At 72.6% G+C, this 23,651-nt stretch carries 23 protein-coding genes; 9 read left to right on the top strand and 14 right to left on the bottom strand.

Translation table 11 applies throughout. The annotated features are described in order from the left end of the window. The first annotated feature begins 74 nt into the window (after positions 1-74). From ACWGJ5_RS14510 to ACWGJ5_RS14525, 4 genes are all read left to right on the top strand, one after another. The gene (locus ACWGJ5_RS14510; protein ID WP_453310063.1) at positions 75-1,682 is read left to right on the top strand and encodes an FAD-dependent monooxygenase; all 1,608 of its coding nucleotides are present in this window, start codon (positions 75-77) and stop codon (positions 1,680-1,682) included. A gap of 76 nt (positions 1,683-1,758) precedes the next feature. Beyond that, positions 1,759-1,845: a putative leader peptide gene (locus tag ACWGJ5_RS14515; RefSeq protein ID WP_313960178.1), complete on the top strand. Its 87-nt coding sequence runs from the start codon at positions 1,759-1,761 to the stop codon at positions 1,843-1,845. A 79-nt stretch (positions 1,846-1,924) separates the two neighbouring features. After that, positions 1,925-2,458: a cysteine dioxygenase gene (locus ACWGJ5_RS14520; protein WP_453310064.1), complete on the top strand. Its 534-nt coding sequence runs from the start codon at positions 1,925-1,927 to the stop codon at positions 2,456-2,458. Then, positions 2,455-2,868: a rhodanese-like domain-containing protein gene (locus tag ACWGJ5_RS14525; RefSeq protein ID WP_453310065.1), complete on the top strand. Its 414-nt coding sequence runs from the start codon at positions 2,455-2,457 to the stop codon at positions 2,866-2,868. The genes ACWGJ5_RS14520 and ACWGJ5_RS14525 overlap by 4 nt, the downstream gene beginning before the upstream one ends. Before the next feature lie 176 nt (positions 2,869-3,044). Here ACWGJ5_RS14525 and recX read toward each other — a convergent pair whose 3' ends face one another. Beyond that, positions 3,045-3,917, bottom strand: coding sequence for a recombination regulator RecX (gene recX, locus ACWGJ5_RS14530; protein ID WP_453310066.1), 873 nt, complete (start codon positions 3,915-3,917; stop codon positions 3,045-3,047). Between the two features lie 2 nt (positions 3,918-3,919). After that, a complete protein-coding gene (gene recA, locus ACWGJ5_RS14535; protein WP_453310067.1) occupies positions 3,920-5,047 on the bottom strand; it encodes a recombinase RecA in 1,128 nt (375 codons plus the stop codon). Positions 5,048-5,359: 312 nt separating this feature from the next. Here recA and ACWGJ5_RS14540 point away from each other — a divergent pair, with 312 nt between their 5' ends. After that, on the top strand, positions 5,360-6,106 hold the full coding sequence (locus tag ACWGJ5_RS14540) for a hypothetical protein (protein ID WP_453310068.1): 747 nt from the start codon (positions 5,360-5,362) through the stop codon (positions 6,104-6,106). A 106-nt stretch (positions 6,107-6,212) separates the two neighbouring features. Here the strand turns inward: ACWGJ5_RS14540 and ACWGJ5_RS14545 are convergent, their stop codons facing one another. Then, entirely contained in the window at positions 6,213-7,460 is a 1,248-nt protein-coding gene (locus ACWGJ5_RS14545) for an AI-2E family transporter (RefSeq protein ID WP_453310069.1), read from the bottom strand. 115 nt (positions 7,461-7,575) lie between these two features. Continuing rightward, entirely contained in the window at positions 7,576-7,770 is a 195-nt protein-coding gene (locus ACWGJ5_RS14550; protein ID WP_453310070.1) for a DUF3046 domain-containing protein, read from the bottom strand. Positions 7,771-7,850: 80 nt separating this feature from the next. On the opposite strand from ACWGJ5_RS14550, the gene ACWGJ5_RS14555 reads away from it, so the two are divergent. Further along, positions 7,851-8,795 (top strand): hypothetical protein, encoded by a 945-nt coding sequence (locus ACWGJ5_RS14555; RefSeq protein ID WP_453310071.1) that lies wholly within the window; start codon positions 7,851-7,853, stop codon positions 8,793-8,795. Between the two features lie 119 nt (positions 8,796-8,914). Here the strand turns inward: ACWGJ5_RS14555 and ACWGJ5_RS14560 are convergent, their stop codons facing one another. Genes ACWGJ5_RS14560 through ACWGJ5_RS14570 form a run of 3 tightly spaced genes read right to left on the bottom strand, consistent with a single transcriptional unit; the run spans position 8,915 to position 10,883 of the window. Further along, positions 8,915-9,223 (bottom strand): AzlD domain-containing protein, encoded by a 309-nt coding sequence (locus ACWGJ5_RS14560; protein WP_453310072.1) that lies wholly within the window; start codon positions 9,221-9,223, stop codon positions 8,915-8,917. Further along, entirely contained in the window at positions 9,220-9,996 is a 777-nt protein-coding gene (locus ACWGJ5_RS14565; RefSeq protein ID WP_453310073.1) for an AzlC family ABC transporter permease, read from the bottom strand. The genes ACWGJ5_RS14560 and ACWGJ5_RS14565 overlap by 4 nt, the downstream gene beginning before the upstream one ends. A 23-nt stretch (positions 9,997-10,019) precedes the next feature. Beyond that, positions 10,020-10,883, bottom strand: coding sequence for an AraC family transcriptional regulator (locus ACWGJ5_RS14570; RefSeq protein WP_453310074.1), 864 nt, complete (start codon positions 10,881-10,883; stop codon positions 10,020-10,022). Between the two features lie 406 nt (positions 10,884-11,289). Between ACWGJ5_RS14570 and ACWGJ5_RS14575 the strand changes: the two genes are divergently transcribed. The 3 genes from ACWGJ5_RS14575 to ACWGJ5_RS14585 all read left to right on the top strand — a co-directional run bounded on the left by ACWGJ5_RS14575 (position 11,290) and on the right by ACWGJ5_RS14585 (position 18,417). Then, the gene (locus ACWGJ5_RS14575; protein WP_453310075.1) at positions 11,290-16,281 is read left to right on the top strand and encodes an ATP-dependent helicase; all 4,992 of its coding nucleotides are present in this window, start codon (positions 11,290-11,292) and stop codon (positions 16,279-16,281) included. Between the two features lie 150 nt (positions 16,282-16,431). Next, positions 16,432-17,277 (top strand): Fpg/Nei family DNA glycosylase, encoded by an 846-nt coding sequence (locus tag ACWGJ5_RS14580; protein ID WP_453310076.1) that lies wholly within the window; start codon positions 16,432-16,434, stop codon positions 17,275-17,277. A 375-nt stretch (positions 17,278-17,652) separates the two neighbouring features. Further along, entirely contained in the window at positions 17,653-18,417 is a 765-nt protein-coding gene (locus tag ACWGJ5_RS14585) for an SDR family NAD(P)-dependent oxidoreductase (RefSeq protein ID WP_453310077.1), read from the top strand. Here ACWGJ5_RS14585 and ACWGJ5_RS14590 read toward each other — a convergent pair. The 7 genes from ACWGJ5_RS14590 to ACWGJ5_RS14620 all read right to left on the bottom strand — a co-directional run bounded on the left by ACWGJ5_RS14590 (position 18,365) and on the right by ACWGJ5_RS14620 (position 23,639). After that, positions 18,365-18,643 carry a hypothetical protein gene (locus tag ACWGJ5_RS14590; RefSeq protein ID WP_453310078.1) on the bottom strand — a complete coding sequence of 93 codons (279 nt, stop codon included), beginning with the start codon at positions 18,641-18,643 and terminating at the stop codon, positions 18,365-18,367. The genes ACWGJ5_RS14585 and ACWGJ5_RS14590 overlap by 53 nt on opposite strands. Before the next feature lie 137 nt (positions 18,644-18,780). Then, the gene (locus ACWGJ5_RS14595; RefSeq protein ID WP_453310091.1) at positions 18,781-19,251 is read right to left on the bottom strand and encodes a Dps family protein; all 471 of its coding nucleotides are present in this window, start codon (positions 19,249-19,251) and stop codon (positions 18,781-18,783) included. Between the two features lie 193 nt (positions 19,252-19,444). Further along, positions 19,445-19,819 (bottom strand): helix-turn-helix domain-containing protein, encoded by a 375-nt coding sequence (locus ACWGJ5_RS14600; protein ID WP_030178264.1) that lies wholly within the window; start codon positions 19,817-19,819, stop codon positions 19,445-19,447. A 109-nt stretch (positions 19,820-19,928) separates the two neighbouring features. Next, the gene (locus ACWGJ5_RS14605) at positions 19,929-20,474 is read right to left on the bottom strand and encodes a CinA family protein (RefSeq protein ID WP_228616815.1); all 546 of its coding nucleotides are present in this window, start codon (positions 20,472-20,474) and stop codon (positions 19,929-19,931) included. Then, the gene (gene pgsA, locus ACWGJ5_RS14610; protein WP_453310079.1) at positions 20,471-21,229 is read right to left on the bottom strand and encodes a CDP-diacylglycerol--glycerol-3-phosphate 3-phosphatidyltransferase; all 759 of its coding nucleotides are present in this window, start codon (positions 21,227-21,229) and stop codon (positions 20,471-20,473) included. The genes ACWGJ5_RS14605 and pgsA overlap by 4 nt, the downstream gene beginning before the upstream one ends. Next, a complete protein-coding gene (rimO, locus tag ACWGJ5_RS14615) occupies positions 21,226-22,698 on the bottom strand; it encodes a 30S ribosomal protein S12 methylthiotransferase RimO (RefSeq protein WP_453310080.1) in 1,473 nt (490 codons plus the stop codon). Before rimO ends, pgsA begins: the two co-directional genes overlap by 4 nt. A gap of 95 nt (positions 22,699-22,793) precedes the next feature. After that, on the bottom strand, positions 22,794-23,639 hold the full coding sequence (locus ACWGJ5_RS14620) for a RodZ domain-containing protein (protein ID WP_453310081.1): 846 nt from the start codon (positions 23,637-23,639) through the stop codon (positions 22,794-22,796). Positions 23,640-23,651: the final 12 nt, after the last annotated feature.

Below are 23,651 nucleotides of genomic sequence, written 5' to 3' on the forward strand. Positions count from 1 at the left end.
ATCGTGCACCCCGCTCCCCCTTCCTGTTCACTTGTCTCCGTCAGGGCATCGTCACGGGCAGGGGGCGCCGCGTCATGGACCCGGTGATCATCGTCGGAGCGGGGCCGGTCGGGCTCACGCTCGCCCTGGCGCTGGCCCGCCAGGAGGTGCCGTCCGTCGTCCTGGACGAGGGCCCCGGCAAGGACGAACCCCGCCCGGCGCGCACCGTCGTACTGCGCGAGGACACGGCCGCCCTGCTGGAGCGGCTGGCCGGGGTGGCGCTCGGTGAGCAGGGCACGCGCTGGGCCGGATGGCGGTCTCTCAGGCGCAAGCAGGTGATGAGCGAGTGCACCTTCGAGGAGGCGGACCCCGCCGCGCCGCTGCACATCGCCCAGCACATCCTCACGGGCGCCCTGCGCACGGCCATCACCGACGAGCCGCTGGTGAAGGTGGCGGTGGACAGCCGTCTGGACTCCATCGAGCAGGAGCGTTCCGGCGTCACCGCGCACACCCGGGGCGCGAACAGCACCTGGTGGCGCGGCAGTTACCTGGTCGGCTGCGACGGACCGCGCTCCACGGTGCGCAAACTCCAGGACATCCGCTTCCCGGGCCGTACGGCGGTGGAGCGGCACGCGGTGGCCGCGCTGCGCGTGGAACTTCCGTGGGAGGGCCGGGCGTTGCTCCATCGGACGCCACCGTGGCGGCAGTCCGGGCCCTCGGCCGGGGAGGTGGCCGCCCGCCCCCTCCCGGACGGCGTGTGGCGCCTGGACTGGCTGCTGCCCCCCGGCAAGGACCTGGTCACGCCCGAGATCCTGGTGGCCCGGATCCGCGAGACGCTCGCGGGCTGGGCGGACGGCCCCACACCGGTGTACGACCTGCTCGACACCGGTGTGCACACGGTGCACCACCGGCTGGCCCGCCGGTGGCGCGTCGGCCGGGTCTTCCTCGCCGGGGACGCGGCCCATCTGCTGGGCGCGCTCGGCACCCAGGGGCTGGACGAGGGGCTCAGGGACGCCGACAACCTTGCCTGGAAGCTGGCCACGGCCTGGCACCACGGCCCGCGTGAGGCGCTGCTGGACAGTTACCAGGCCGAGCGGCGCGCGGTGGTCGCGGGCCGGCTGCGCGCGGCCGACCAGGTGCTGCCGATGCTGCGCGGCTCCGGCGGGCTGCGCCAGATCATGCCCGGTGCGGCGCGGGGCCACGACACGCTGCTCGCGGAAGGCCACCTTGGGCGCGGGCCACTGAGCGCGCCGGCGGCGTACGCCGAGTCGCCGCTCGCGCCGCCCCGGCATCTGGAGGGCGAGATCCCGGTCGACACCCCGCGCGGCGCACCCGTCACCGACGTACGGGTCACCGCGGAGGATGGTTCCTTCGTGCAACTGCGCGATCGGCTCGGCCGCGGTGCCCTCCTCGTCGTACTGATCGCGCCCGGCACGGGAGTGTGGGACCGCAAGCACTGGGTCTCGGCCGGAGTGATGCCCCGGCTCGCGGCGGCCGTGACCGCCCTGCCGTACCCCGCCGAGCTGCTGGTCGCCGAGAGTTACCCAGGCGCACCCGCGCACAGCGTGCTGCTCGTACGCCCCGACGGCCACCTGGTCACCGCGCTGAGCGGCGTCCGTCCGGCCGACCTCTACGCGGCGGCGGAGGCGGCGGTGGGCGGCCCGGCCAAGGAGGAGGCGCAGGCGGCCTCCGGGGTCCGCTGACCCGAGGGCAGTCACCCTCTGTCCACATGGTGACGGTGAGTTGACCGGAGTACACCGGCATGTTGTACTCCGGACCATGACCGACACCTGCGTGCGCCTGTGGCGGAGGGTCCACATGGACCTCGTCCGCTACGCGGGCTGCGTGTGTCGCCCGTCCTGCTGAATTCGCATCCTCCTTCCTTTCCGGGCGCCACGGTGTGCGCCCGTTCCGCGAACCCTCTTCAGGCTTCAGGACGGTGTACGTGTCTGTCACCTCTGCTTCCGTGTCCCCTGCCGTCGGCTCGGCGCCCACCCAGGCGGACCTCCTCGACTTCGCACGGCGTACGGCCGCCGACGCCGAGCTGATCGGCTCCCTTCCACTCGACCCGGAGGGCCGCACCTGGGTGCGGCTGAAAGGTCCGGGCGGCAGCGAGGCATGGCTGATCGGCTGGCCGCCCGGCACCGGCACCGGCTGGCACGACCACGCCGACTCGGTCGGCGCGTTCCTCACCGCCTCGGGCGTACTCAAGGAGAACTCGCTCGCCGCCCGGCTGCCGACCGACGGCTGGAAGACCCTGGAACTCAGCGAGGGCGTGGACCGCGAACGACGGCTGCCCGCAGGCGAGGGCCGTGCCTTCGGCCGCCACCATGTCCACGAGGTCTTCAACGAGTCCCGCATCCAGCACGCGATCTCCGTGCATGCCTACTACCCGCCCCTGCCGCGCATCCGTCGATACGGTCGCAGCGGTCAGGTCCTGCGCCTGGAGCAGGTCGAACGCCCGGAGGACTGGCAGTGAGCGGCACCAACGGTCAATCACCGGTCGGTATCGACGAGTTGTTGGAGCGGGTGCGCGCGGGCTACCGGCGCATCGAGGCACGGGAGGCGCACGAGGCTGCGCGGACGGGTGAGGCGCTGCTGGTCGACATCCGGTACGCGGCCTTGCGCGAGCGCGACGGGCTGATCCCCGGCGCTCTCGTCATCGAGCGCAACGAACTGGAGTGGCGCCTCGATCCCCAGGGCAGCCACCGCGTCCCCGAGGCCACCGGCCACGACCTGCGCGTCGTGGTGATCTGCAACGAGGGCTACGCCTCCAGCCTCGCCGCCGCCTCCCTCCACCAGCTCGGGCTGCACCGGACGACGGACCTGGTCGGTGGCTTCCAAGCCTGGCGGACGGAGGGCCTCCCGGTGGAGCCGGCGTCGCCCTGACCAGGAACGCCCCGGGAAGTCTGGGGTGCGTACTCGCCCGCGCGTGGCGAGCTGAGCGCTGTGGTCGCCCGGCGTCGTCGGCGAGCGTCAACTCCGCTGCGGACGCGGAAGGTTGGAAGCACCCGGCGACCTCCCCGCCCTGCGCGCCGAAGACTCGGACGTCCCCTTCGCCGGACTCAGTAGTCCCCTTCGCCGAGGAACTCCGTGTCCTCGCCCTCTTCCTCCAGGGCCTGACGGACTACGCGGAGGGCCATGCCCTCGGGGTAGCCCTTGCGGGCGAGCATGCCGGCGAGGCGGCGGAGCCGTTTGTCACGGTCGAGGCCACGGGTGGCGCGCAGCTTACGGGCCACGAGTTCGCGGGCCGTCGTCTCCTCCTGCTCGGAGTCGAGCTGGGAGACGGCCTCGTCGATCAGCGCCGAGTCGACCCCCTTGGTGCGCAGCTCCTGGGCGAGTGCCCGGCGCGCGAGTCCCCGGCCGTGGTGCCGGGACTCCACCCAGGCGTCCGCGAACGCGCTGTCGTCGATCAGCCCGACCTCCTCGAACCGCGACAGCACCTCCTCGGCGACGTCCTCGGGGATCTCCCGCTTGCGCAGGGCGTCCGCGAGTTGCTTGCGGGTGCGCGGGGTCCCGGTGAGCAGGCGCAGGCAGATCGCCCGTGCCCGCTCAGCCGGGTCCCCTGAAGACTCCCCCCGCTCGGCCCTCGACGAGGCAGAGGGGCCTTCGTCCTCCTCACCGGGCGCGTCCCCGAAGCCGCGCCGCCGCCGGCCGCGCCCCCGGCCGCCCCGCGGGCCGACGCCACCGCGGGAGCCGCGGCCGGGCGAACCATCCCCGTACGGCTCGTCGCCCGTGTCGCCCGGGTGGGCAGCGCCGGCATCCCCGTATTCACCGGTGCCGTGGTACTCGTCGTGCCCGTCGTGACCCTGGTAACCGTCGTCCGGGTATCCGTCGCCACCGCCCGGGGCGGAGGCCGGGTGGCCCCCGGTGCCCCTCCCCCGTGGGGCACCGGGGGTGACGTACTCGTACTCGGCCCAGTCGGTTCGTCGTGTCACGGTCAGCTCTTGGCTGCGGCGGCCTTGGGCTTGGTGGCCTTGGCGGCTGCCGGGGCGGGCACCGTCTTGGCGTCGTCGGCGGCAGCGGTGGCGACCGCAGCGTCCGCGCCGGGCTCGGTGGCGGGCTCCTCCGGCCGGACGCCGACGCCCAGCTTCTCCTTGATCTTCTTCTCGATCTCGTTGGCCAGGTCGGGGTTGTCCTTGAGGAAGTTGCGCGCGTTCTCCTTGCCCTGGCCGAGCTGGTCGCCCTCGTACGTGTACCAGGCGCCGGCCTTGCGGACGAAGCCGTGCTCCACGCCCATGTCGATCAGGCCGCCCTCGCGGCTGATGCCCTGGCCGTAGAGGATGTCGAACTCGGCCTGCTTGAAGGGCGGGGCGACCTTGTTCTTCACGACCTTGCAGCGGGTGCGGTTGCCGACCGCCTCCGTGCCGTCCTTCAGGGTCTCGATGCGGCGGATGTCGATACGCACCGAGGCGTAGAACTTCAGCGCGCGTCCACCGGTCGTGGTCTCCGGGGAGCCGAACATCACGCCGATCTTCTCGCGGAGCTGGTTGATGAAGATCGCGGTGGTCTTCGACTGGTTGAGCGCGCTGGTGATCTTCCGCAGGGCCTGGCTCATCAGCCGGGCCTGGAGACCGACGTGGCTGTCGCCCATCTCGCCCTCGATCTCCGCGCGCGGGACGAGCGCGGCGACGGAGTCGATGACGATGAGGTCGAGAGCGCCGGAGCGGACGAGCATGTCCACGATCTCCAGGGCCTGCTCGCCGTTGTCGGGCTGGGAGAGGATCAGGTTGTCGATGTCGACGCCGAGCTTGCGCGCGTACTCGGGGTCGAGGGCGTGCTCCGCGTCCACGAAGGCGACCTGGCCGCCGGCCTTCTGGGCGTTGGCCACGGCGTGCAGGGTCAGGGTCGTCTTACCCGAGGACTCCGGGCCGTAGATCTCGACGACACGGCCGCGCGGCAGGCCACCGACGCCGAGGGCGACGTCGAGCGCGGTCGACCCGGTCGGGATGACCTCGATGGGCTCCCTCGACCGCTCGCCCATGCGCATGACCGCGCCCTTGCCGAATTGCCGTTCAATCTGCGCGAGCGCGGCGTCGAGCGCCTTCTCGCGGTCGGTTCCTGCCATGGGTTCCACCCGGTTTGCTTGAGTCGATCGCTTCACGTCAAAGACGCTAACGCCTGCCACTGACAATGCGCCCCGACGCAGGTCCAGCCTGTGGATAACCATGGGACTTCTTCCCGCAGAACGGGACGAAATCCACTGCACGAAGCCTCGCCTGAGCCTCCATGAGAATGGATGTTCGATTTTGGTGTCAAGCGCACCACACGGCGCCCGGGACCTGTGCCTCAACACCCGGCGCCGCTACTGCCGGCGGCGTACGGCGGGTGTCTTCGGACGGACGACGACCGGGCGGGCCGCTCCCGCGAGCCTTGGCCCATGAAGAATCCGCGCGCCGTCGACCGCCTCTGTCATGCGACCGGGCTGCTCCTCGTCCTGTCCGGTCTCGTGCACCTGGGGGTGTTCGCGGTCGACGGGGGCCCGTGGTTCGGACCCGTCTCCTGGCGCAAGCCCGTCACCTTCGGGCTCTCCTTCGGGCTGACGCTGATCGCGATCACCTGGGTCACGTCGTATCTGCGCGTCGGCCCCCGGCTGCGCTCGTCCCTGCTGCTCGTCTTCGCCGCCGACTGCGTGGTGGAGGTCGGCGGGATCACCCTCCAGGCGTGGCGCCGGGTGCCCTCGCACCTGAACATGGAGTCCCCCTTCGACACGGCGGTGTCCATGACGCTCGCGGTGGGCGGCGGTGTCCTGGTCGCCCTGCTCACGGTGTTCGCCGTCGCGTCCTTCCGGCACCGGCCGACAGGCCCGGCCGGCATGCCGCTCGCCGTGCGTTCCGGGTTCGCGATCCTGCTGGTGGCGCTGGCCTCCGGGGCCGCGATGATCGCGCGCGGGGTCGTACTGACCCGGACCGGTCACCAGGAGGCCGCCTACCACTCGACGGCCCCGCTCAAGCCCCTGCACGGCGTGAGTCTGCACGCCGTCCTCGTCCTGCCCGCGCTGGCCTGGCTGCTCTCCCGCTCGCACTGGGGCGAAGGGACACGCCGGCGGATCGTGGCCACGGCGGTCGGCTGTTACACGACGGCCGTCGCCGCAGCGGGAGTGTGGGCAGTGCTCACGTACCGATGACAGGACCGAGGCGGCACCGGCCCACCACGGTCTTCTCCTGCCACCGGCCCACCAGCTCTTCTCTCCCGTCACCGGCCTGCGGCGCCCGCCTCCGAGGCGCACCGGTCTACGACGACTCCTCCGGCTCGGGCTGGCCGGCCCGCGGCCGGAATATGCGTGCCAGCCCTCCGGGACCGCCCGGGCCCCGGCCGCGGTGCCCGTGCACCCTGGGGTCGTCCGTGACGGCGTACCGCTTCACATACGCTCCGAGGAATGCCTGCAGGGTGGCCACCGCCGGGATGGCGATCAGCGCGCCGACGGCGCCCAGCAGCGCGGTGCCGGCGATGACCGAGCCGAAGGCGACCGCGGGGTGGATGTCGACCGTCCTGGCGGTCAGCTTGGGCTGGAGCATGTAGTTCTCGAACTGCTGGTAGACCACCACGAAGACCAGCACCCACACCGCGTACCAGGGGTCGACGGTGAACGCGATCAGCATCGGCAGCGCACCGGCGAGGTAGGTGCCGATGGTCGGGATGAACTGGGAGACCAGGCCCACCCAGACGCCGAGCACAGGCGCGTACGGCACACCGAGGGCCTGGAGCAGGATGTAGTGGGCGACGCCGGAGATGAGCGCCATGAGGCCGCGCGAGTAGAGATAGCCGCCGGTCTTGTCGACGGCGATCTCCCAGGCGCGCAGCACCTCCGCCTGGCGTGCGGGCGGCAGGACGGAGCACAGGGCGCGGCGCAGCCGGGGGCCGTCGGCCGCGAAGTAGAAGGAGAACAGCCCCACCGTCAGCAGTTGGAACAGCCCGCCGAGCACCTGCGCGGAGACGTCGAGGACACCGGCGGCGCTGTTCTGCGCGTACTTGCGCAGCCAGTCGGAGTGGAGCAGGCCCTCCTGGACGTCCACGCGCCGGAGCTCGGTGTGGAAGCTCTCATTGATCCAGTTGATGAGCGAGTCAAGGTAGTTGGGGAAGCCCTCGACCATCTTGATGATCTGGCCGGCCAGCATGGAGCCGAGCAGGGTGACGAACCCGGCGACGGCGACCGTCAATCCGAAGAAGACCAGGAAGGTGGCCATCCCCCGGCGCACACCGCGGGCGGCCATCCGGCTCACCGCGGGCTCGATCGCGAGGGCCAGGAAGAACGCGATCAATACGTTGATCAACAGCCCGGTCAGCTGGTGGAAGGCCCAGCTGCCGAGCTGGAACGCGGCGATCAGCGCGAGCGCGAGCACCATGGCGCGCGGCAGCCACCGCGGCATGCGGCCGCCCGCGGCGACGGTGTCGGAGGCCGTGGGCCGCTCGGACGGTGTCGTGCCGGTCGGTGCCGCGTCCCGGGTCAGCGGCCTGTTGTCCTCGTCAGTGGGTGCCACGGGCCAAGTCTCGCCCATGCCACCGACAACCCGCGCCCACCTGCGATCTTCGTGACCGATCGGTGCCGTACAGCCGATCTCCTCACGGACGAATCTAGATGTTTCGGGCAGCGCGTCAGTGCCGCTCGCCCGGCACGTCCATGACCGTGCAGACCACGCGCCACACGTCCTTCGCGTCCCAGCCGTCGTGCAGCGCCTCGTACACCGTGCGCCCGCCCAGCTCCGACATGACGTGATCGCGCGCGAAGGTGTCGGCGTACCCCGGACCGAAGTGTTCCGCCATCCGCTGCCAGAAGACCGTCAACCGCATGACTCCAGTATCCCGCCCCTGGGGGTGGGCCCCGGCCGGGACCGCTTGCCGAGACCGCTTTCCGTCCTACGGTCTGACGCATGGCCGACACAGGAGTTTCCCCACTCCCCTCCACGCCCCCGGCGCGCTCCCCGCTCTTCCGCGCCGAGCAGTTCGTATGGTTCACCGCGCGCGTGCTGGAGCAGCGCCTCTTCGCGTACCACTTCCTGCACGGCACCCCGGACGCGGTGGAAGCGGCGCTGGACGCCTACCGCAATGACGACGGCGGGTACGGGCACGCGCTGGAGCCCGACCTGCGCGGCCCCGTGAGCCAGCCCCTGCACACCGCGCACGCGCTTGGCGTCCTGGATGCCATCGGGCGCTGCGGCGGGCAGCGGGTCGAGCGCGTGTGCCGCTATCTGACCTCGGTCTCCACCGCGGACGGCGCACTGCCGGCGATCCATCCCAGCCAGCGCGGGTATCCGGTGGCACCGTTCGTCCCGGTCGTCGACGACCCTCCCAGCGAACTGCTCGCCACAGGACCGGTGGTGGGGCTGCTCCACCGCAACGAGGTGTGGCACGCCTGGCTGTTCCGGGCCACCGACTTCTGCTGGCAGGCCGTGGAGTCCCTGGAGAAGTCCCACCCGTACGAGGTGGAGGCCGCCGTGGCCTTCCTCGACTCCGCTCCCGACCGCTCGCGCGCGGAGGCCGCCGCGGACCGGCTCGGCCGCCTGGTGCGGGAGCAGCGGCTCGCGGCCCTGGAGCCGGACCGGCTCGATGCGTACCCGGTCGCGTCCGGCTACGCCCCGGGCGAGCACCACTTCCCGCACGACTTCGCCAGGACGCCGGAGTCACTCGCGCGCGCGTGGTTCACGGACGACGAGATGGCATGTTCCCTGGACCACCTGGCCGCCGAGCAGCAGGACGACGGCGGCTGGCCGATCCGCTGGCGCCGGTGGGCACCGGCGCCAGCACTGGAGGCACGTCCCCTGGTGACGATCGAGGCACTGCGCACCCTGCGGGCGTACGGCCGTTTCGTGGGCTGAGCCATGGCGTACGGCGGGTGATCGCATCCCGCGCGGCCAAGAAACCGACCGGTACGCGCGCGGAACCGGCGCCTGAGCCGTGCCGGTCTGCAGCCGTGCCGGTCTGCGCCGGTGACGCGTCACCCGCCGAGAGCCCGTACACCCGCCGTCACCACCACGGCCGCCGCGACGACCAGCAGGAACGGTGCGCGCAGTACCAGCGCCACAGCGGCCGCGCCGAGCCCCGCGACCCGTGCGTCCAGCACTAGCCCGTGCCCGTCGGCGAACGTCTGCTGAGCCGTGAGCGCGGCGAGGAGGGCGACGGGCAGCAGGGCGGCGAGCCGCCGTACGAACGGCCGCTCCATGGCGCCCGCGGGCACCAGCAGCCCGGCGAGCTTGACGGCATAGCAGCCGACGGCGGTCAAGCCGATCGCGATCCAGGTGTTCACCGGTCTCCCTCCGCCACGGCGCCGCCGTCCGATCCGGTCTCTGGCTCGCCCTGCGGGCCGCGCGGCCTTCGACGGCCCTCGGCGACGAGGGCGACCGGTGCCGCCAGGGCCGCCACCAGGACCGGGACGCCGGCCGGCAGGACGGGCAGCAGACCGAGGCCCAGCAGGACCGCCAGGCCCGCGACCGCGCGCTCGGTGGTCGTCCTCAGCATCGGCGCGAGCAGCGCCAGGAACACGGCGGGTCCGGCCGCGTCCAGGCCCCACGTGCGCGTGTCGCCGATGGCCTTGGCGCCGAGCGCGCCGAGCAGCGTGGTGAGGTTCCAGAGCGCATACAGCGTGAGCCCGGTGACGGTGAAGCCGATCCGCCGGGCGCGCCGGGTCGGCTGGGCCAGGGTGACCGCCGTGGTTTCGTCGATCACCCACTGGGCGGCGAACGGCCGTACCGCGCGCGGGAGGGCGAGCAGCTGCGACAGCCGCAGCCCGTAGAAGGCGTTGCGCACGCCGAGGAAGAAGGCGCCGGCGGCCGCCGTGAACGGACTGCCTCCGGCGGCGAGCGCTCCGACCAGGGCGAACTGGGAGGCGCCGGTGAAGACCAGGAGGCTGAGCGCGCAGCTCTGGAGCAGGCCGAGCCCACTGCCGGCCGAGGTCACCCCGAAGGCGAATCCGGACAGGCCCACGGCGACGCCGACCCCGAGGGCGTCCCGTACGACGGCCCGGTCAGGTTTGTCCGTACCGTCGGCGGTCATGTGCGCGATTGCTGTCTGCTGTGCCACGCCCCGGACGGTACGTACGGCCCTCACCCCGGGTCTTGTACGTTCTTGCGCCCGCGCACGTTCCGCGGCTCTCCCGCGTTCCTGCGCTCACGCTGGTAGGCCCCCGGGGGCACGCCGACGATCCGGGTGAAGTGCCGGTTGAGGTGCGGCTGGTCGGTGAAGCCGACGGCCACCGCCGCCTCGGCTGGAGGTGACCCCGCATCCAGCAGGAGTCGCGCGCGGCGCACCCGGGCGTCGGTCAGCCAGGCGTGCGGCGGCATGCCGTAGGCCTCACGGAACGCCCGCAGCAGCGCGAACGAGCTGGTGCCGAGGTCGCCGGCCAGGCGTTCCAGGGTCGGCGGCTCGGCCATCCGCTCGTCCAAAACCGCACGCGCGCGTGCCGCGACACCGGCTCCGGCCGTGCGGACCGGCCGCTGCGGCAGAGGGCCGCCGTTCAGCCGCAGCAGCCTGGTCACGGCGACCCGCAGCAGGGTGTCGGCAGCCAGCGCGTTGCCCTCCTCGGCGGCGCGCAGCACCTGGTGGACCAGGCGGACGGTGTAGGGGTCGTCGAGGACGGGGCTGACGAAGCCCGGTGTGCCCCGGATGGTGGTGGTCTCGGCCGCGATCGCGGCGACCACCTCGGGTGAGGGGTAGACCGCGCCGTACCGCCAGCCCTCGGGGACGCCGGCGCGGCCGGTGTGCGCGGTGTCCGGGTTGACCAGAGCGAGGGCTCCCGCGCCCGCGGACACGTCGGAGCCGCGGTGGTGGAAGACCTCGACGCCGTCGGCTATGGCCGCGATCACGAAGTGCTCGTGCGTGTGCCGGACGAAGGTCTTGTGGATGTACCGGGCCCGCAGCAGGTCCACGCCCGGCAGGTCGTCGTACCGCCAGTGCCGCGCACGCTCCACCGGCCGACGCCCATCCGTCCCCTCAGCCGTCCGTTCCTCGCCTCGCCGAGCCGCACCCGCCATACGCCCATTCTCCGCCCACCGCCCGACGCCCAGCCTCGGCCCGCGCCCACTCTCGGCCCGTGCCCGCTCTCGGCCCGTCCCCACCCTCGGCCCGCTCGCCGCCACACGACCGCAGCCACCACCGTCGGCTCCCCGCACCCCTCCCGCAGCCAGCACCGCTCACGCCCCACACCACCACCGCTCGTATTCGCACCACCGCCCACGTCCACCGCTCATGCCCCACAAACACCACCACCCACAGCGGCCATCACCTCACTCCCCGCGCCCGGCTGCAGCCCGCCCCCGCCGCAAGGCGTTTGACCAGGTCAGCGCGATTGTCAGTGGCCGGGTGCAGGATGGACCCATGGTCAGCTCCGCACACCGAGCCCTCGACGGCTTCTCCCCCGCGACCCGCGGCTGGTTCACGGGGGCGTTCTCCGCGCCCACCGCGGCCCAGGCCGGCGCGTGGCGGGCCATCGGTGCGGGCTCGGACGTGCTGGTGGTGGCCCCGACCGGCTCGGGCAAGACGCTGGCCGCGTTCCTCGCCGCCCTGGACCAGCTGGCCTCGGCCCCGCCCCCGGCCGACCCCAGGAAACGCTGCCGGGTGCTCTACGTGTCCCCGCTGAAGGCCCTGGCGGTCGACGTCGAGCGCAACCTCCGCAGTCCGCTGACCGGCATCCGCCAGGAGTCCGTGCGTCTGGGCCTGCCCGAGCCCGAGGTCAGGGTCGGCATCCGCTCCGGCGACACCCCGGCGGCCGAGCGGCGCGCCCTGTCCACCCGCCCGCCGGACATCCTGATCACCACCCCCGAGTCGCTGTTCCTGATGCTGACCTCGGCCACGCGCGATGCGCTCACGGGCGTGGAGACCGTGATCCTGGACGAGGTGCACGCGGTCGCGGGCACCAAGCGCGGCGCCCATCTCGCGCTCTCCCTGGAGCGGCTGGACGAACTACTGCCGAAGCCGGCCCGCCGGATCGGCCTGTCGGCGACCGTCCGCCCGGTGGACGAGGTGGCCCGGTACCTCTCGCCGCGCCGCAAGGTCGAGATCGTCCAGCCGGAGTCCGGCAAGGAGTTCGACCTGTCCGTGGTCGTCCCGGTCGAGGACATGGGCGAGCTGGGCGGCTCCCCGGCGGCGGACGCGGCCGAGGGCGCGGAGCGGCCGTCGATCTGGCCGCATGTGGAGGAGCGGATCGCCGACCTGGTCCAGTCCCACCGCTCCACCATCGTGTTCGCCAACTCCCGGCGCCTCGCCGAGCGGCTGTGCAACCGGCTCAACGAGATCGCCTACGAGCGGGCGACCGGCGAGACCCTGGACGAACACCACGCCCCGGCCCAGCTGATGGGCGGCTCGGGCGCGGCACAGGGCGCGCCACCGGTGATCGCCCGGGCGCACCACGGCTCGGTCTCCAAGGAGCAGCGCGCCCTGGTCGAGGAGGACCTGAAGGCGGGCCGGTTGCCCGCCGTGGTCGCCACGTCCAGCCTGGAGCTCGGCATCGACATGGGCGCTGTCGACCTGGTCGTGCAGGTCGAGTCCCCGCCGTCGGTCGCCTCCGGGCTGCAGCGCGTCGGCCGCGCGGGGCACCAGGTGGGCGCCGTCTCCACCGGTGTCGTCTTCCCCAAGTACCGTGGAGACCTCGTCCAGGCCGCGGTGGTCACCGAGCGGATGCGCTCGGGCTCGATCGAGTCCCTGAAGGTGCCCGCCAACCCGCTCGACGTGCTCGCACAGCAGTTGGTCGCGATGACGGCGCTGGACACCTGGCAGTTCGACGACCTGCTCGCCATGGTCCGCCGTGCGGCACCTTTCGCATCGCTGCCCGAGTCGGCGTTCACGGCGGTCCTCGACATGCTCGCGGGCCGCTATCCGTCCGACGCCTTCGCAGAGCTCCGCCCGCGCGTGGTCTGGGACCGCGTGACCGGCGAGATCACCGGCCGCCCGGGCGCCCAGCGCCTCGCCGTGACCTCCGGCGGCACGATCCCCGACCGGGGCCTCTTCGGCGTCTTCCTCGCCGGTGCCGACCCCAAGAAGGGCGGCGGCCGGGTCGGCGAGCTGGACGAGGAGATGGTCTACGAGTCCCGTGTGGGCGACGTCTTCACACTGGGCACGAGTTCATGGCGCATCGAGGACATCACGCGCGACCGGGTCCTGGTCTCCCCCGCGCCCGGCGTGCCGGGCCGGCTGCCCTTCTGGAAGGGCGACCAGCTGGGCCGCCCGCTCGAACTGGGCCGCGCGGTGGGCGCGTTCCTGCGTGAGGTCGGCGCGCTGTCCAGGGACGACGCCCGGCTGCGGCTGCTGGCGGCGGGCCTCGACGCCTGGGCGGCGGACAACGTGCTGTCGTATCTGGACGAGCAGCGCGAGGCCTGCGGCCATGTCCCGGACGACCGCACGATCGTCGTGGAGCGCTTCCGCGACGAGCTCGGCGACTGGCGGGTCGTCGTCCACTCCCCCTTCGGCGCCCAGGTGCACGCCCCCTGGGCCCTCGCGCTCGGCGCCCGCCTGTCCGAGCGGTACGGCATGGACGCGCAGGTCATGCACGCCGACGACGGCATCGTGCTGCGCCTGCCCGACGCCGACCTGATGGGCCTGGACCTGCTCGACCAGGAGCCCATGAAGGCCGGCACGGAGTACGACAGCGACCAGGCGCCCGTCGGCGCGGCGGACGTCGGCTTCGACAAGGGCGATGTCGATCAGATCGTCACCGACCAGGTCGGCGGCTCCGCCCTGTTCGCCTCCCGGTTCCGCGAGTGCGCCGCCCGCGCGCTGCTGCTGCCGCGCCGCAACCCCGGCAAGCGCACCCCGCTGTGGCAGCAGCGCCAGCGTGCGGCCCAACTGCTCCAGGTGGCCAGCGAGTTCGGCTCCTTCCCGATCGTCCTGGAGGCCGTCCGCGAGTGCCTCCAGGACGTCTTCGACGTCCCCGGACTCGTCGAGCTGATGGGCGACATCGAGTCCCGCAAGGTCCGCCTGGTCGAGGTCACCACCCCGGAGCCGTCCCCGTTCGCCCGCTCCCTGCTGTTCGGGTACGTCGCCCAGTTCCTGTACGAGGGCGACTCCCCGCTGGCCGAGCGTCGCGCCGCCGCGCTGTCCCTGGACTCCCGGCTGCTGGCCGAGCTGCTGGGCCAGGCGGAGCTGCGCGAACTGCTCGACGCCGAGGTGCTGACCGAGCTGGAGCGCGAGCTGCAGTGGCTCACCGACGACCGGCGGGTGAAGGACGTGGAGGGCGTGGCCGATGTGCTGCGGCTGCTCGGCCCGCTCACCGACGCCGAGCTGGTGGCGAGGGGTGCGGATCCGCAGTGGGCGCGCGAGCTGGCCGGCGCGCGCAGGGCCATCAAGGTCCGCATCGCCGGCGCCGACCACTGGGCGGCGGTCGAGGACGCGGGCCGGCTACGCGACGCACTCGGCACGGCACTGCCGGTCGGCGTGCCCGAGGCCTTCACCGAGCCGGTCAAGGACCCGCTGGGCGATCTCCTCGCCCGGTACGCCCGCACGCACGGCCCGTTCACGTCGGCCACGGCGGCGGCCCGCTTCGGCCTGGGCGTGGCGGTCACCGAGGGCGCCCTGCAGCGGCTCGCCGCGAACGGCCGGGTCGTGCAGGGCGAGTTCCACCCGGCGGGCATCGGCCAGGAGTGGTGTGACGCGGCCGTACTGCGCCGCCTGCGCCGCCGCTCCCTGGCGGCCCTGCGCCATGAGCTGGAGCCCGTGACTCCGGCCGCGCTCGCCCAGTTCCTGCCCCAGTGGCAGCACATCGGCAAAGGGCACGGTCTGCGCGGCATCGACGGACTGGTGCGCGCCGTCGAGCAGTTGCAGGGCGCCTCGGTGCCCGCCTCCGCCCTGGAGAAGCTGGTCCTGCCCTCCCGCGTGGCGAACTACACACCCTCGATGCTCGACGAGCTGACTGCGGCCGGCGAAGTGGTGTGGGCCGGCGCGGGCGCTCTGCCCGGCAAGGACGGCTGGGTCTCCCTGTATCTGGCGGACGCGGCCCCGCTGCTGCTCCCGCCGCCCCACCCGCTGGAGCTGACCGCGCTGCACCAGTCCGTCCTGGGCGCGCTCTCAGGTGGCTATGGCTTGTTCTTCCGCCAGATCGGCGATCAGGTCCGTGCCACCACCCACCCCGACGTCACCGACCCCCAACTGGCCGACGCGCTCTGGGACCTGGCCTGGTCGGGCCGGCTGACCAACGACACCCTCGCGCCGATGCGCTCCCTGCTGGGCTCGGGCCGTACGGCGGGTTCGACCGCCCACCGCGCCAAGCGTGCCGTCCCGCGCGGGCGCTACGGCTCCCTGACGGCGGCCGCACGCACCGCGTCCCGTACGGGCCCGCCGACGGTCGCCGGCCGCTGGTCCCTGCTCCCGGCGGCCGAGCCGGAGGCCACCGTGCGCGCGCACGCGCTGGCCCGCACCCTGCTGGACCGGCACGGCGTGGTCACCCGGGGGGCGGTCGCCGCGGAGGGGGTCGAGGGCGGCTTCTCGGCGGTGTACCGCGTGCTGTCCGCCTTCGAGGAGAGTGGCCAGGCACGGCGCGGCTATGTGGTCGAGGGCCTGGGCGCGGCCCAGTTCGCCATGGACGGTGCGGTGGACCGGCTCCGCGCGGTGTCCAACGCGCGCGAGCGCGGCGAGAGCCTGACCGCCTCGGCTCCGGGGAACGGCTTCCCGAGTTCCTCGAACGGCTTTGCCGCACCGGCGTTTCCGAACGAGTTCGGCGGCAGCGACGGCGCGCCCCACGAACACCCCCTCCCCGGCACCTTCGACGGGGCGGACGGCGGCTTCACCCACCCCGGCCTCGACGGCGACTTCACCTGGCCGCCGGCAGACCCCCGGCCCGCCCCCGGTGACTACGTCTCGCCCCGCGACCTCGCCGACCCCTTCGCCTCCCCCGGCTACGGCGGCCCCCGAGGAGGCGGGGCCGGCGCCTACGGCTCACCGGTGCACAGGGGGTACGGCAGCGGTCGTACAGGCACGACCCCACCCGACCCGCGTGCCGTGGTCCTCGCCGCGGCCGATCCCGCCAACGCGTACGGCGCTGCACTGTCCTGGCCCGAGCCACCGACCGGTGCCGGGCACAAGCCGGGCCGCAAGGCGGGCTCGCTGGTCGTCCTGGTGGAGGGCGAGCTGACGCTGTACATGGAGCGCGGCGGCAAGACCCTGCTGGCCTGGCCCGCCGGCCCGGACACCGCGGCCCCGGACGACGCCCGTCTCCGTACGGCCGCGGAGGCCCTGGCCGCGGCGGCCCGCGCGGGCTCCCTCGGCACGGTCACCGTCGAGCGGATCAACGGCGCCCAAGCCCTGACCTCACCCATAGGCACCCTGCTCGAAGCAGCGGGCTTCGTGGCCACGCCGCGCGGCCTGCGGCTGAGAGCGTGACGCTCCGCCAAGTGCCTCGATGTGGGCACCTGCCGCGATGCGCCGTCGTCTGCCTGCGGCACCATCGTGGCTGGTCAGCCCCACGCGGCGGAGCCGCACATCGACAAGGTCCCCCGCCGCTTGACGCGCTGCCCGTGGCACCCTTGACCCATGCCCGAAGGTGACACGGTCTGGCAGGCTGCGAGGCGGCTGCACGAGGCCCTCGCGGGCAAGGCGCTGACCCGCAGCGACTTCCGGGTGCCGAAGTACGCCACGGTCGACCTCACGGGTCGTACGGTGCTCAGCACGGTCCCGCGCGGCAAACACCTGCTCACCCGGTTCGAGGGCGGCCTGACCCTCCACACGCATCTGCGGATGGAGGGCACCTGGAAGGTGTACGGCACCGGCGAGCGCTGGCGGGGCGGCCCGGCACACCAGATCCGGGCGATCCTCGGCACCGCCGACCGCACGGCCGTGGGCTACCGGCTCCAGGTCCTGGAGTTGCTGCGCACGAGCGAGGAGGAGCGGGTCGTCGGCCACCTGGGCCCGGACCTGCTCGGCCCGGACTGGGACCCCGAGCGCGCCCTCACCAACATCCTCGCCGACCCCGCCCGCCCGCTCGGCGAGGCCCTGCTCGACCAGCGCAACCTCGCCGGCATCGGCAACATCTACAAGAGCGAGCTGTGCTTCCTGCTGGGCGTCACCCCGTGGCTGCCGGTCGGCGCACTGCCCGCGGAGCGCACCGAGAAGCTGCCCGCGCTCGCCAAGAGACTCCTGGAGGCGAATCGCGACCGCCCGGTCCGCCAGACCACGGGCCTGCACCGGCACGACCTGTTCGTCTACGGCCGCGCGCCCCGCCCCTGCCTGCGCTGCCACACCCCGGTCCGCGTGGCCGACCAGGGCGACGGCTCCCGGGAACGCCCCACCTACTGGTGCCCCACCTGCCAGCCGGGCCCCGCCCCGGGCCCCGGCTCACCGCAACACCGCCGAGACCGCCGGCCCCGCCGCACCACTTGACGCCCCGCCCCGCACTCACGCGCCACATCCACGCCCCCGCCCAACCCCGGTCAGGCGCACCCAAGCCTCCGACGCTCACCCTCCAGTACCCCGAGCCCTCCTGTACCGCAAGCCGCCCGATGCCCCGAGCCACCCGATACCCGAGCCCTCCCACACCCGAGCCCGCCGACACTCGAGCCGACGGCGCCAGAGCCGACGACACCAAAGCGACCGAGATCCGAGCCACCCCGCGCCCCGGTCGTCACCCCGTCCGACGCCCCGGCGACACCCGGTCCGCACCCCGGAGACACCCGCGACCCCGGCCGATGCGCGCACGCCGAGCCAGTCCTCGCACCGGAATTGACGATCCGTCAGAAACGCTCGTACCGTCGCTACATGCCCCTCACGGCGTACGACCTCACCGGACGCACCGCATTCGTCACCGGAGCCGCCGGCGGTATCGGCCGGGCCTCCGCCGTGCTGCTCGCCGAGGCGGGGGCGACGGTGCACTGCGCCGACCGGGACCCGGACGGCCTGCAGGGCACGGCGGAGCTGATCGAGAAACGCGGCGGCACGGCCCGTACCCATGTCCTGGACGTCACCGACCGGGCCCGGCTCGCCGAGGCCGTCCAGTCCTGCGAGCGCCTGGACGTGATGGCGGCGATCGCCGGGATCATGCACAGCAGCCCCGTGCTGGAGACCCGCGACGAGGATCTCGACCGGGTGCTGAACGTCAACTTCAAGGGCGTGCTGTACGCCTGCCAGGAGGCGGCCCGCTCGATGCTGGCCCGTGACACGCGGGGCAGCATCGTCACCATGGCCTCCGGCGCGGTCGACACCGGCGGGCCCGGGCTGCTCTGCTACGGCGTGGCGAAGGCGGCCGTGGTCCAGCTGACCAAGACGCTGGCCACCGAGGTCGGCCGGCACGGCATCCGGGTCAACGCGATCGCGCCGGGCTGGATCCGCACCCCGATGACCTACCGCCACGACCGCGAGGCGCAGGCGCACACCGAGGGCGTGATGGCCCGGATGGCGCCGCTGGGCCGGGTCGGCGAGCCGGACGACGTCGCTCACGCGGTGTTGTACCTGGCGTCGGACGCCTCGGCGTTCACCACGGGCCAGATACTTCGCCCGAACGGGGGCGTCGCGATGCCCTGGTAGCGTCCCCCGCCCGCCAGGCGGCCGCCCAGCGCCCCTTCGGCACGGCCCCCACGGCCTGCCCCTCGGGGACGCAGTGCACGGGCAGCAGGCCGAGCCCCCAGCCGCCGGCTGCGACGGCGCCTTCCAGCACGCCCGCGCCCTGCCCCAGGGTGATCCGCAGCACGGCCCACCACCACAGGGCTCCGAGCCCCAGCCCGACCGTCCAGCTCGCTATCCGTCCCACCATGGCCGCCACCACCTCCTGCGGGACGCTAGACCACCGCCCGAACCGCACGGGAGGCGCATCTCGGGCTCACCGGTGCACGAAGACGAGTCCGGCACCTCCACCGAAGGGGCACCGGCAGCCGCCACCGGCCGAACCGCTCACGCGTTCTCGGCCTGGAACATCCAGTGGTGCTTCTCCAGATCCGCCGTGATCCCGATGAAGATGTCCTGGGTCACCGGATCCGGTTCCCCCGTCGCCGCCACCCGCTCCCGCATCCGGGTGATCACCGCGCCGAGCGCTTCCACCATCGCCCCGACCGCGTCCCCGTCCTTGATCCAGCCCGCCGACATGGTGCCGATGCCGCTGCCGGAGGCCACGGTGGCGGCGCGCCCGTCCGGCGGTACGCCCAGGGCCGAGGCCCGCTCGGCCACGGTGTCGGAGTGGGTGCGCGCGGAGGCGACGACCTCGTCGAGCTGGAGGTGGATGGAGCGGAAACGGGGTCCGACGATGTTCCAGTGGATCTGCTTGGCGACCAGGGAGAGGTCCACCAGGTCGACGAGGGCACCCTGCAGCGCCTCGGACACGGTCTTCAGGTCCGCGTCGGCCAACGGGCTCTTCACGACGTACATCCGCTTCCTCCGGTACTTCGGCGCCGTCACGTCCCTCCACCATGACCGCACCGACCGAGCCCGGCAAATGGGCACAAAAGTGACGCATATCGCACATACGATCGGCAAAACGAAAGCCCCGTCCGGGCTTCTCGGGTTCATCCGAGAAGCCCGGCCGGGGCTTCACACGTTTGCTAAGCCGCGCACGCGTACGTCACGCGGCGACCACGTCCACTGCCTCGGCGGGCGCCTTGATGGTCACCCGTTCCGGTGGCACACCGGTCACCGAGACGGAACCCAGCATCGGACGGACCGGCGTGGGCACGGGCTCGGTGGCCGCGGCGGACTGGGCCAGTTCGGCGAGCGCCAGCTCATCGCTCACTTCTCGCATGAGTTCCGACATCCGTACGTCCAGCGCGTCGCAGATGGCGGAGAGCAGCTCGGAGGAAGCCTCCTTCTGCCCCCGCTCCACCTCGGAGAGATAGCCGAGTGAGACTCGGGCGGACGAGGAGACTTCGCGCAGAGTACGGCCCTGGCGTTGGCGCTGCCGACGCAGCACGTCACCCAGCAGGCGACGGAGCAGAATCATCGGTGGCTCCCTCCTCGGACCGCGTAGCCGCATCCTTCTCGCCCCACCGTACCGCCTCGCGCTGCGGCCGTGCGGGGAGCGATGTCGTGTTCACTCAGGGCTGCAAACATCAAAACCCCCCGTTCCGTTCCGTATCCTGTGCCCGCTCATTACCGGTCTGTTCGCCCGCAAGCTGCTCAAGGAGCACTGCGAGTACGCTCCGTACACTCTCCATACGAATTTCCGCACGGCTGCCGTTCAACCGCAGGGCCTCCACTTTTCCGCCACCGGCACAACCGGGGCGGTCGGTGAGCGGCCCGTCGACGGCCACGAAGACCGTCCCGACGGGCTTGCCGTCCTGTGGTTCGGGGCCGGCGACTCCGGTGGTCGCGACGCCCCAGTCGGCCCCCAGGGCCTTCCGTACGCCGGCCGCCATGTCGCCCGCGACCTGCGGATCCACCGCTCCTCGCTGCGCGAGCAGGGCGGCGTCGACGCCGAGCAGCTCGTGCTTCAGCTCGGTGGCGTAGGCGGTGACCGAGCCCCGGAACACCTTGGACGCTCCGGGGACCGAGGTGATCTCCGCCGCCACCAGACCACCCGTGAGCGACTCGGCGACAGCGAGGGTCTCGCCCCTCACGGTCAGTAGTCGCACCAGTTCGGTGGCCTGCGAGCTCACGCTTCCTTCTCCTCCAACGCCGCCGCGCGCTCGGCGATTCCCCGCCTGCGCAGCACAATGGCTTGTCTTACGTAGTCGAGTCCGGTGACGACGGTGAGGACGACCGCCACGGCCATCACCCAGAACCTCAGCGTGGCCAGCCATCCCGTCAGCGCCAGGACATACATCCCGACCGCCACCCCCTGGGTGAGGGTCTTCAGCTTGCCTCCACGGCTGGCCGGGATCACGCCATAGCGAATGACAAGAAAACGCAGCAGCGTGATGCCGAGTTCCCGGCCGAGGATCACGGCCGTCACCCACCACGGCAGATCGCCCAGGGCCGACAGACAGATCAGCGCCGCCCCCATGATCGCCTTGTCGGCGATGGGGTCGGCGATCTTCCCGAAGTCGGTGACCAGGTTGTAGGTCCGCGCCAGATGCCCGTCGAACAGGTCGGTGATCATGGCGATGGCGAAGGCCGCCCAGGCCAGCGAGCGCCAGGCCGGGTCGTAGCCACCGTCCGCCAGCATCAGCGCCACGAAGCCGGGCACCAGGACGAGCCGGAGCATGGTCAGCAGATTGGCCACGTTCCAGACGCTCGCCTGGTTGACGGCCGCGGCCGCGATCTTCCCGCCACGCGGGGCCTTGCCGCCGCTGTCGGGACCTGGAGCAGAACCGGAGACCTCGGACCGAGCGCCGTCGGCAGCGGCGGCGGAACCCCGGGCGCCGTGCGCGCCGGAGGAGCCACCCGCGGCGGATGCCGGGACTCCGGTCATCTGCCCGCCTCCTCACTACACGCGAGCGAGCCGGTCAGCGGCTCGGCCACCAGGTCGACACCCTCCGTACCGACCACCTTCGCCTCGACGATACGTCCGACGCTCAGGCCGGCGCCGCTCGTGAGCAGGACCTGGCCGTCGGTCTCGGGCGCCTGGTGCGCGGCACGGCCGTACACGCCCTCTTCCTCGTCGACGGACTCGACCAGGACGCGCACGGTGTCACCGACGCGCTCCTCGGCGCGCTGCGAGACGAGTTCCTCGGCCAGCCGGGACACCCGCACCAGGCGCTCGGCCACGACGTCCTCGTCGAGCTTGTTCTCGTAGGTCGCCGCCTCCGTGCCCTCCTCGTCGGAGTAGCCGAAGACACCGATGGCGTCCAGGCGGGCGCCGTTCAGGAAGCGCTCCAGCTCGGCCAGGTCCGCCTCGCTCTCGCCGGGGAATCCGACGATGAAGTTGGAGCGCACACCGGCCTCGGGCGCCTTGGAGCGGATGGTGTCGAGCAGCTCCAGGAAGCGGTCGGTGTCGCCGAAGCGGCGCATGGCGCGCAGCACGCCGGGCGCGGAGTGCTGGAAGGACAGGTCGAAGTACGGGACGACCTTCGGGGTGGAGGTCAGTACGTCGATCAGGCCGGGGCGCATCTCGGCCGGCTGCAGGTAGCTGACCCGCACCCGCTCGATGCCGTCGACCTCGGCCAGCTCGGGCAGCAGGGACTCCAGCAGGCGGATGTCGCCCAGGTCCTTGCCGTAGGAGGTGTTGTTCTCGGAGACCAGCATGATCTCCTTCACGCCCTGCTCGGCCAGCCACCGCGTCTCGTTCAGCACGTCGCTGGGGCGGCGGGAGATGAAGGAGCCCCGGAAGGACGGGATGGCGCAGAAGGAGCAGCGCCGGTCGCAGCCGGAGGCGAGCTTCACCGAGGCGACCGGGGAGCCGTCGAGGCGGCGGCGCATGGGCGCACGGGGGCCGGAGGCGGGCGCGACGCCCTCCGGGAGGTCGGCGGGGCCGTGCCCGGGCAGGGCGACGGACGCGGCCGACTCCTGCCGCTCTGCCGGGCTGATCGGGAGCAGCTTGCGGCGGTCGCGCGGGGTGTGGGAGGCATGGATGCCGCCGGACAGGATGGTCTGCAGGCGGTCGGAGATGTCCGCGTAGTCGTCGAAGCCGAGTACGCCGTCGGCCTCGGGCAGCGCCTCGGCCAGCTCCTTGCCGTACCGCTCGGCCATGCAGCCCACCGCCACGACGGCCTGGGTTCTGCCATGGTCCTTGAGGTCGTTGGCCTCGAGGAGGGCGTCGACGGAGTCCTTCTTCGCGGCCTCGACGAAGCCACAGGTGTTGACCACGGCGACGTCTGCGTCCGCGGCGTCCTCGACGAGTTGCCAGCCGTCCGCCTCCAAGCGGCCTGCGAGCTCCTCCGAGTCCACCTCGTTACGGGCGCAGCCGAGTGTGACGAGTGCGACGGTACGGCGTTCAGGCATGGGCTCAAGAGTACTTCGTCTCACTGACAGCCCACGTCGACGGGGTTGGCCGATCTTGGCCGACCCCGTCACATCCGTTCCGCCCCGGGAACGGCCTACCCCGCGACGGGGTCGCCCTTCGTGTAGGTGAGGCGCTGTACCTGGCCCGGCTGGAAGTTGTCGTCGATCTTCTTGCCGTTGACGTAGAGCTCGATGGCGCCGGCGTCACCGAGGATCAGGTTGATCTTCGAGCTGTCCTGGAAGGTCTTGGACTCGCCCTTGTTCAGCAGCCCGTCGAAGAGCATCCGGCCGTTGTGGTCCTTGGCCGAGATCCAGCTGCGTCCGTTGGGCGCACTGACCTGGACGGTCACCTTGTCCTGGGGCGCGGCGGCGATGGCGCTGTCGGAGGGCGCGGGGCTCGGCGCCGCGGGCTTGTCCTTCGTCGGCCTCGGCGAGGCGGACTTGCTCGCGGCGGGGGTACCGCCGCCCCCGGCGACCTGCGACTTCGCATCGTTTCCGGAGCCACCGCCCTTGACCGCGGTGAAGCCCACGAAGCCGATCACCACGACGATCGCGGCGACCATGGCGGCGGTCCAGTTGGGCCCGCGCCGCTCGGGCCGGATCCGCTCGGCCTCGAACAGAGGCGCTGCCGGCGTGGGAGCGGGACGGCCGCCGTGCTCGGCGTCGTACTGGACGATCAGGGGTGCGGGGTCGAGGTGGACGGCCCTGGCCAGCGTGCGGATGTGCCCGCGGGCGTACACATCGCCGCCACAGGGCGCGAAGTCGTCCGCCTCGATGGCGTGGACGATGGCGATACGGACACGAGTGGCGGTGCTGACGTCGTCCACGGTGAGCCCGGCCGCGATCCGCGCCTGCTGCAGGGCGCGGCCCACGGAGACACGGGGTTCCTGGGACTCGTCTTGGAACGGACGCTCGTCTTCAGGGGAGTTGCCGAGGGACACGGGGGCGCCTTT

The sequence above is a fragment of the Streptomyces sp. NPDC054783 genome, assembly GCF_053611725.1.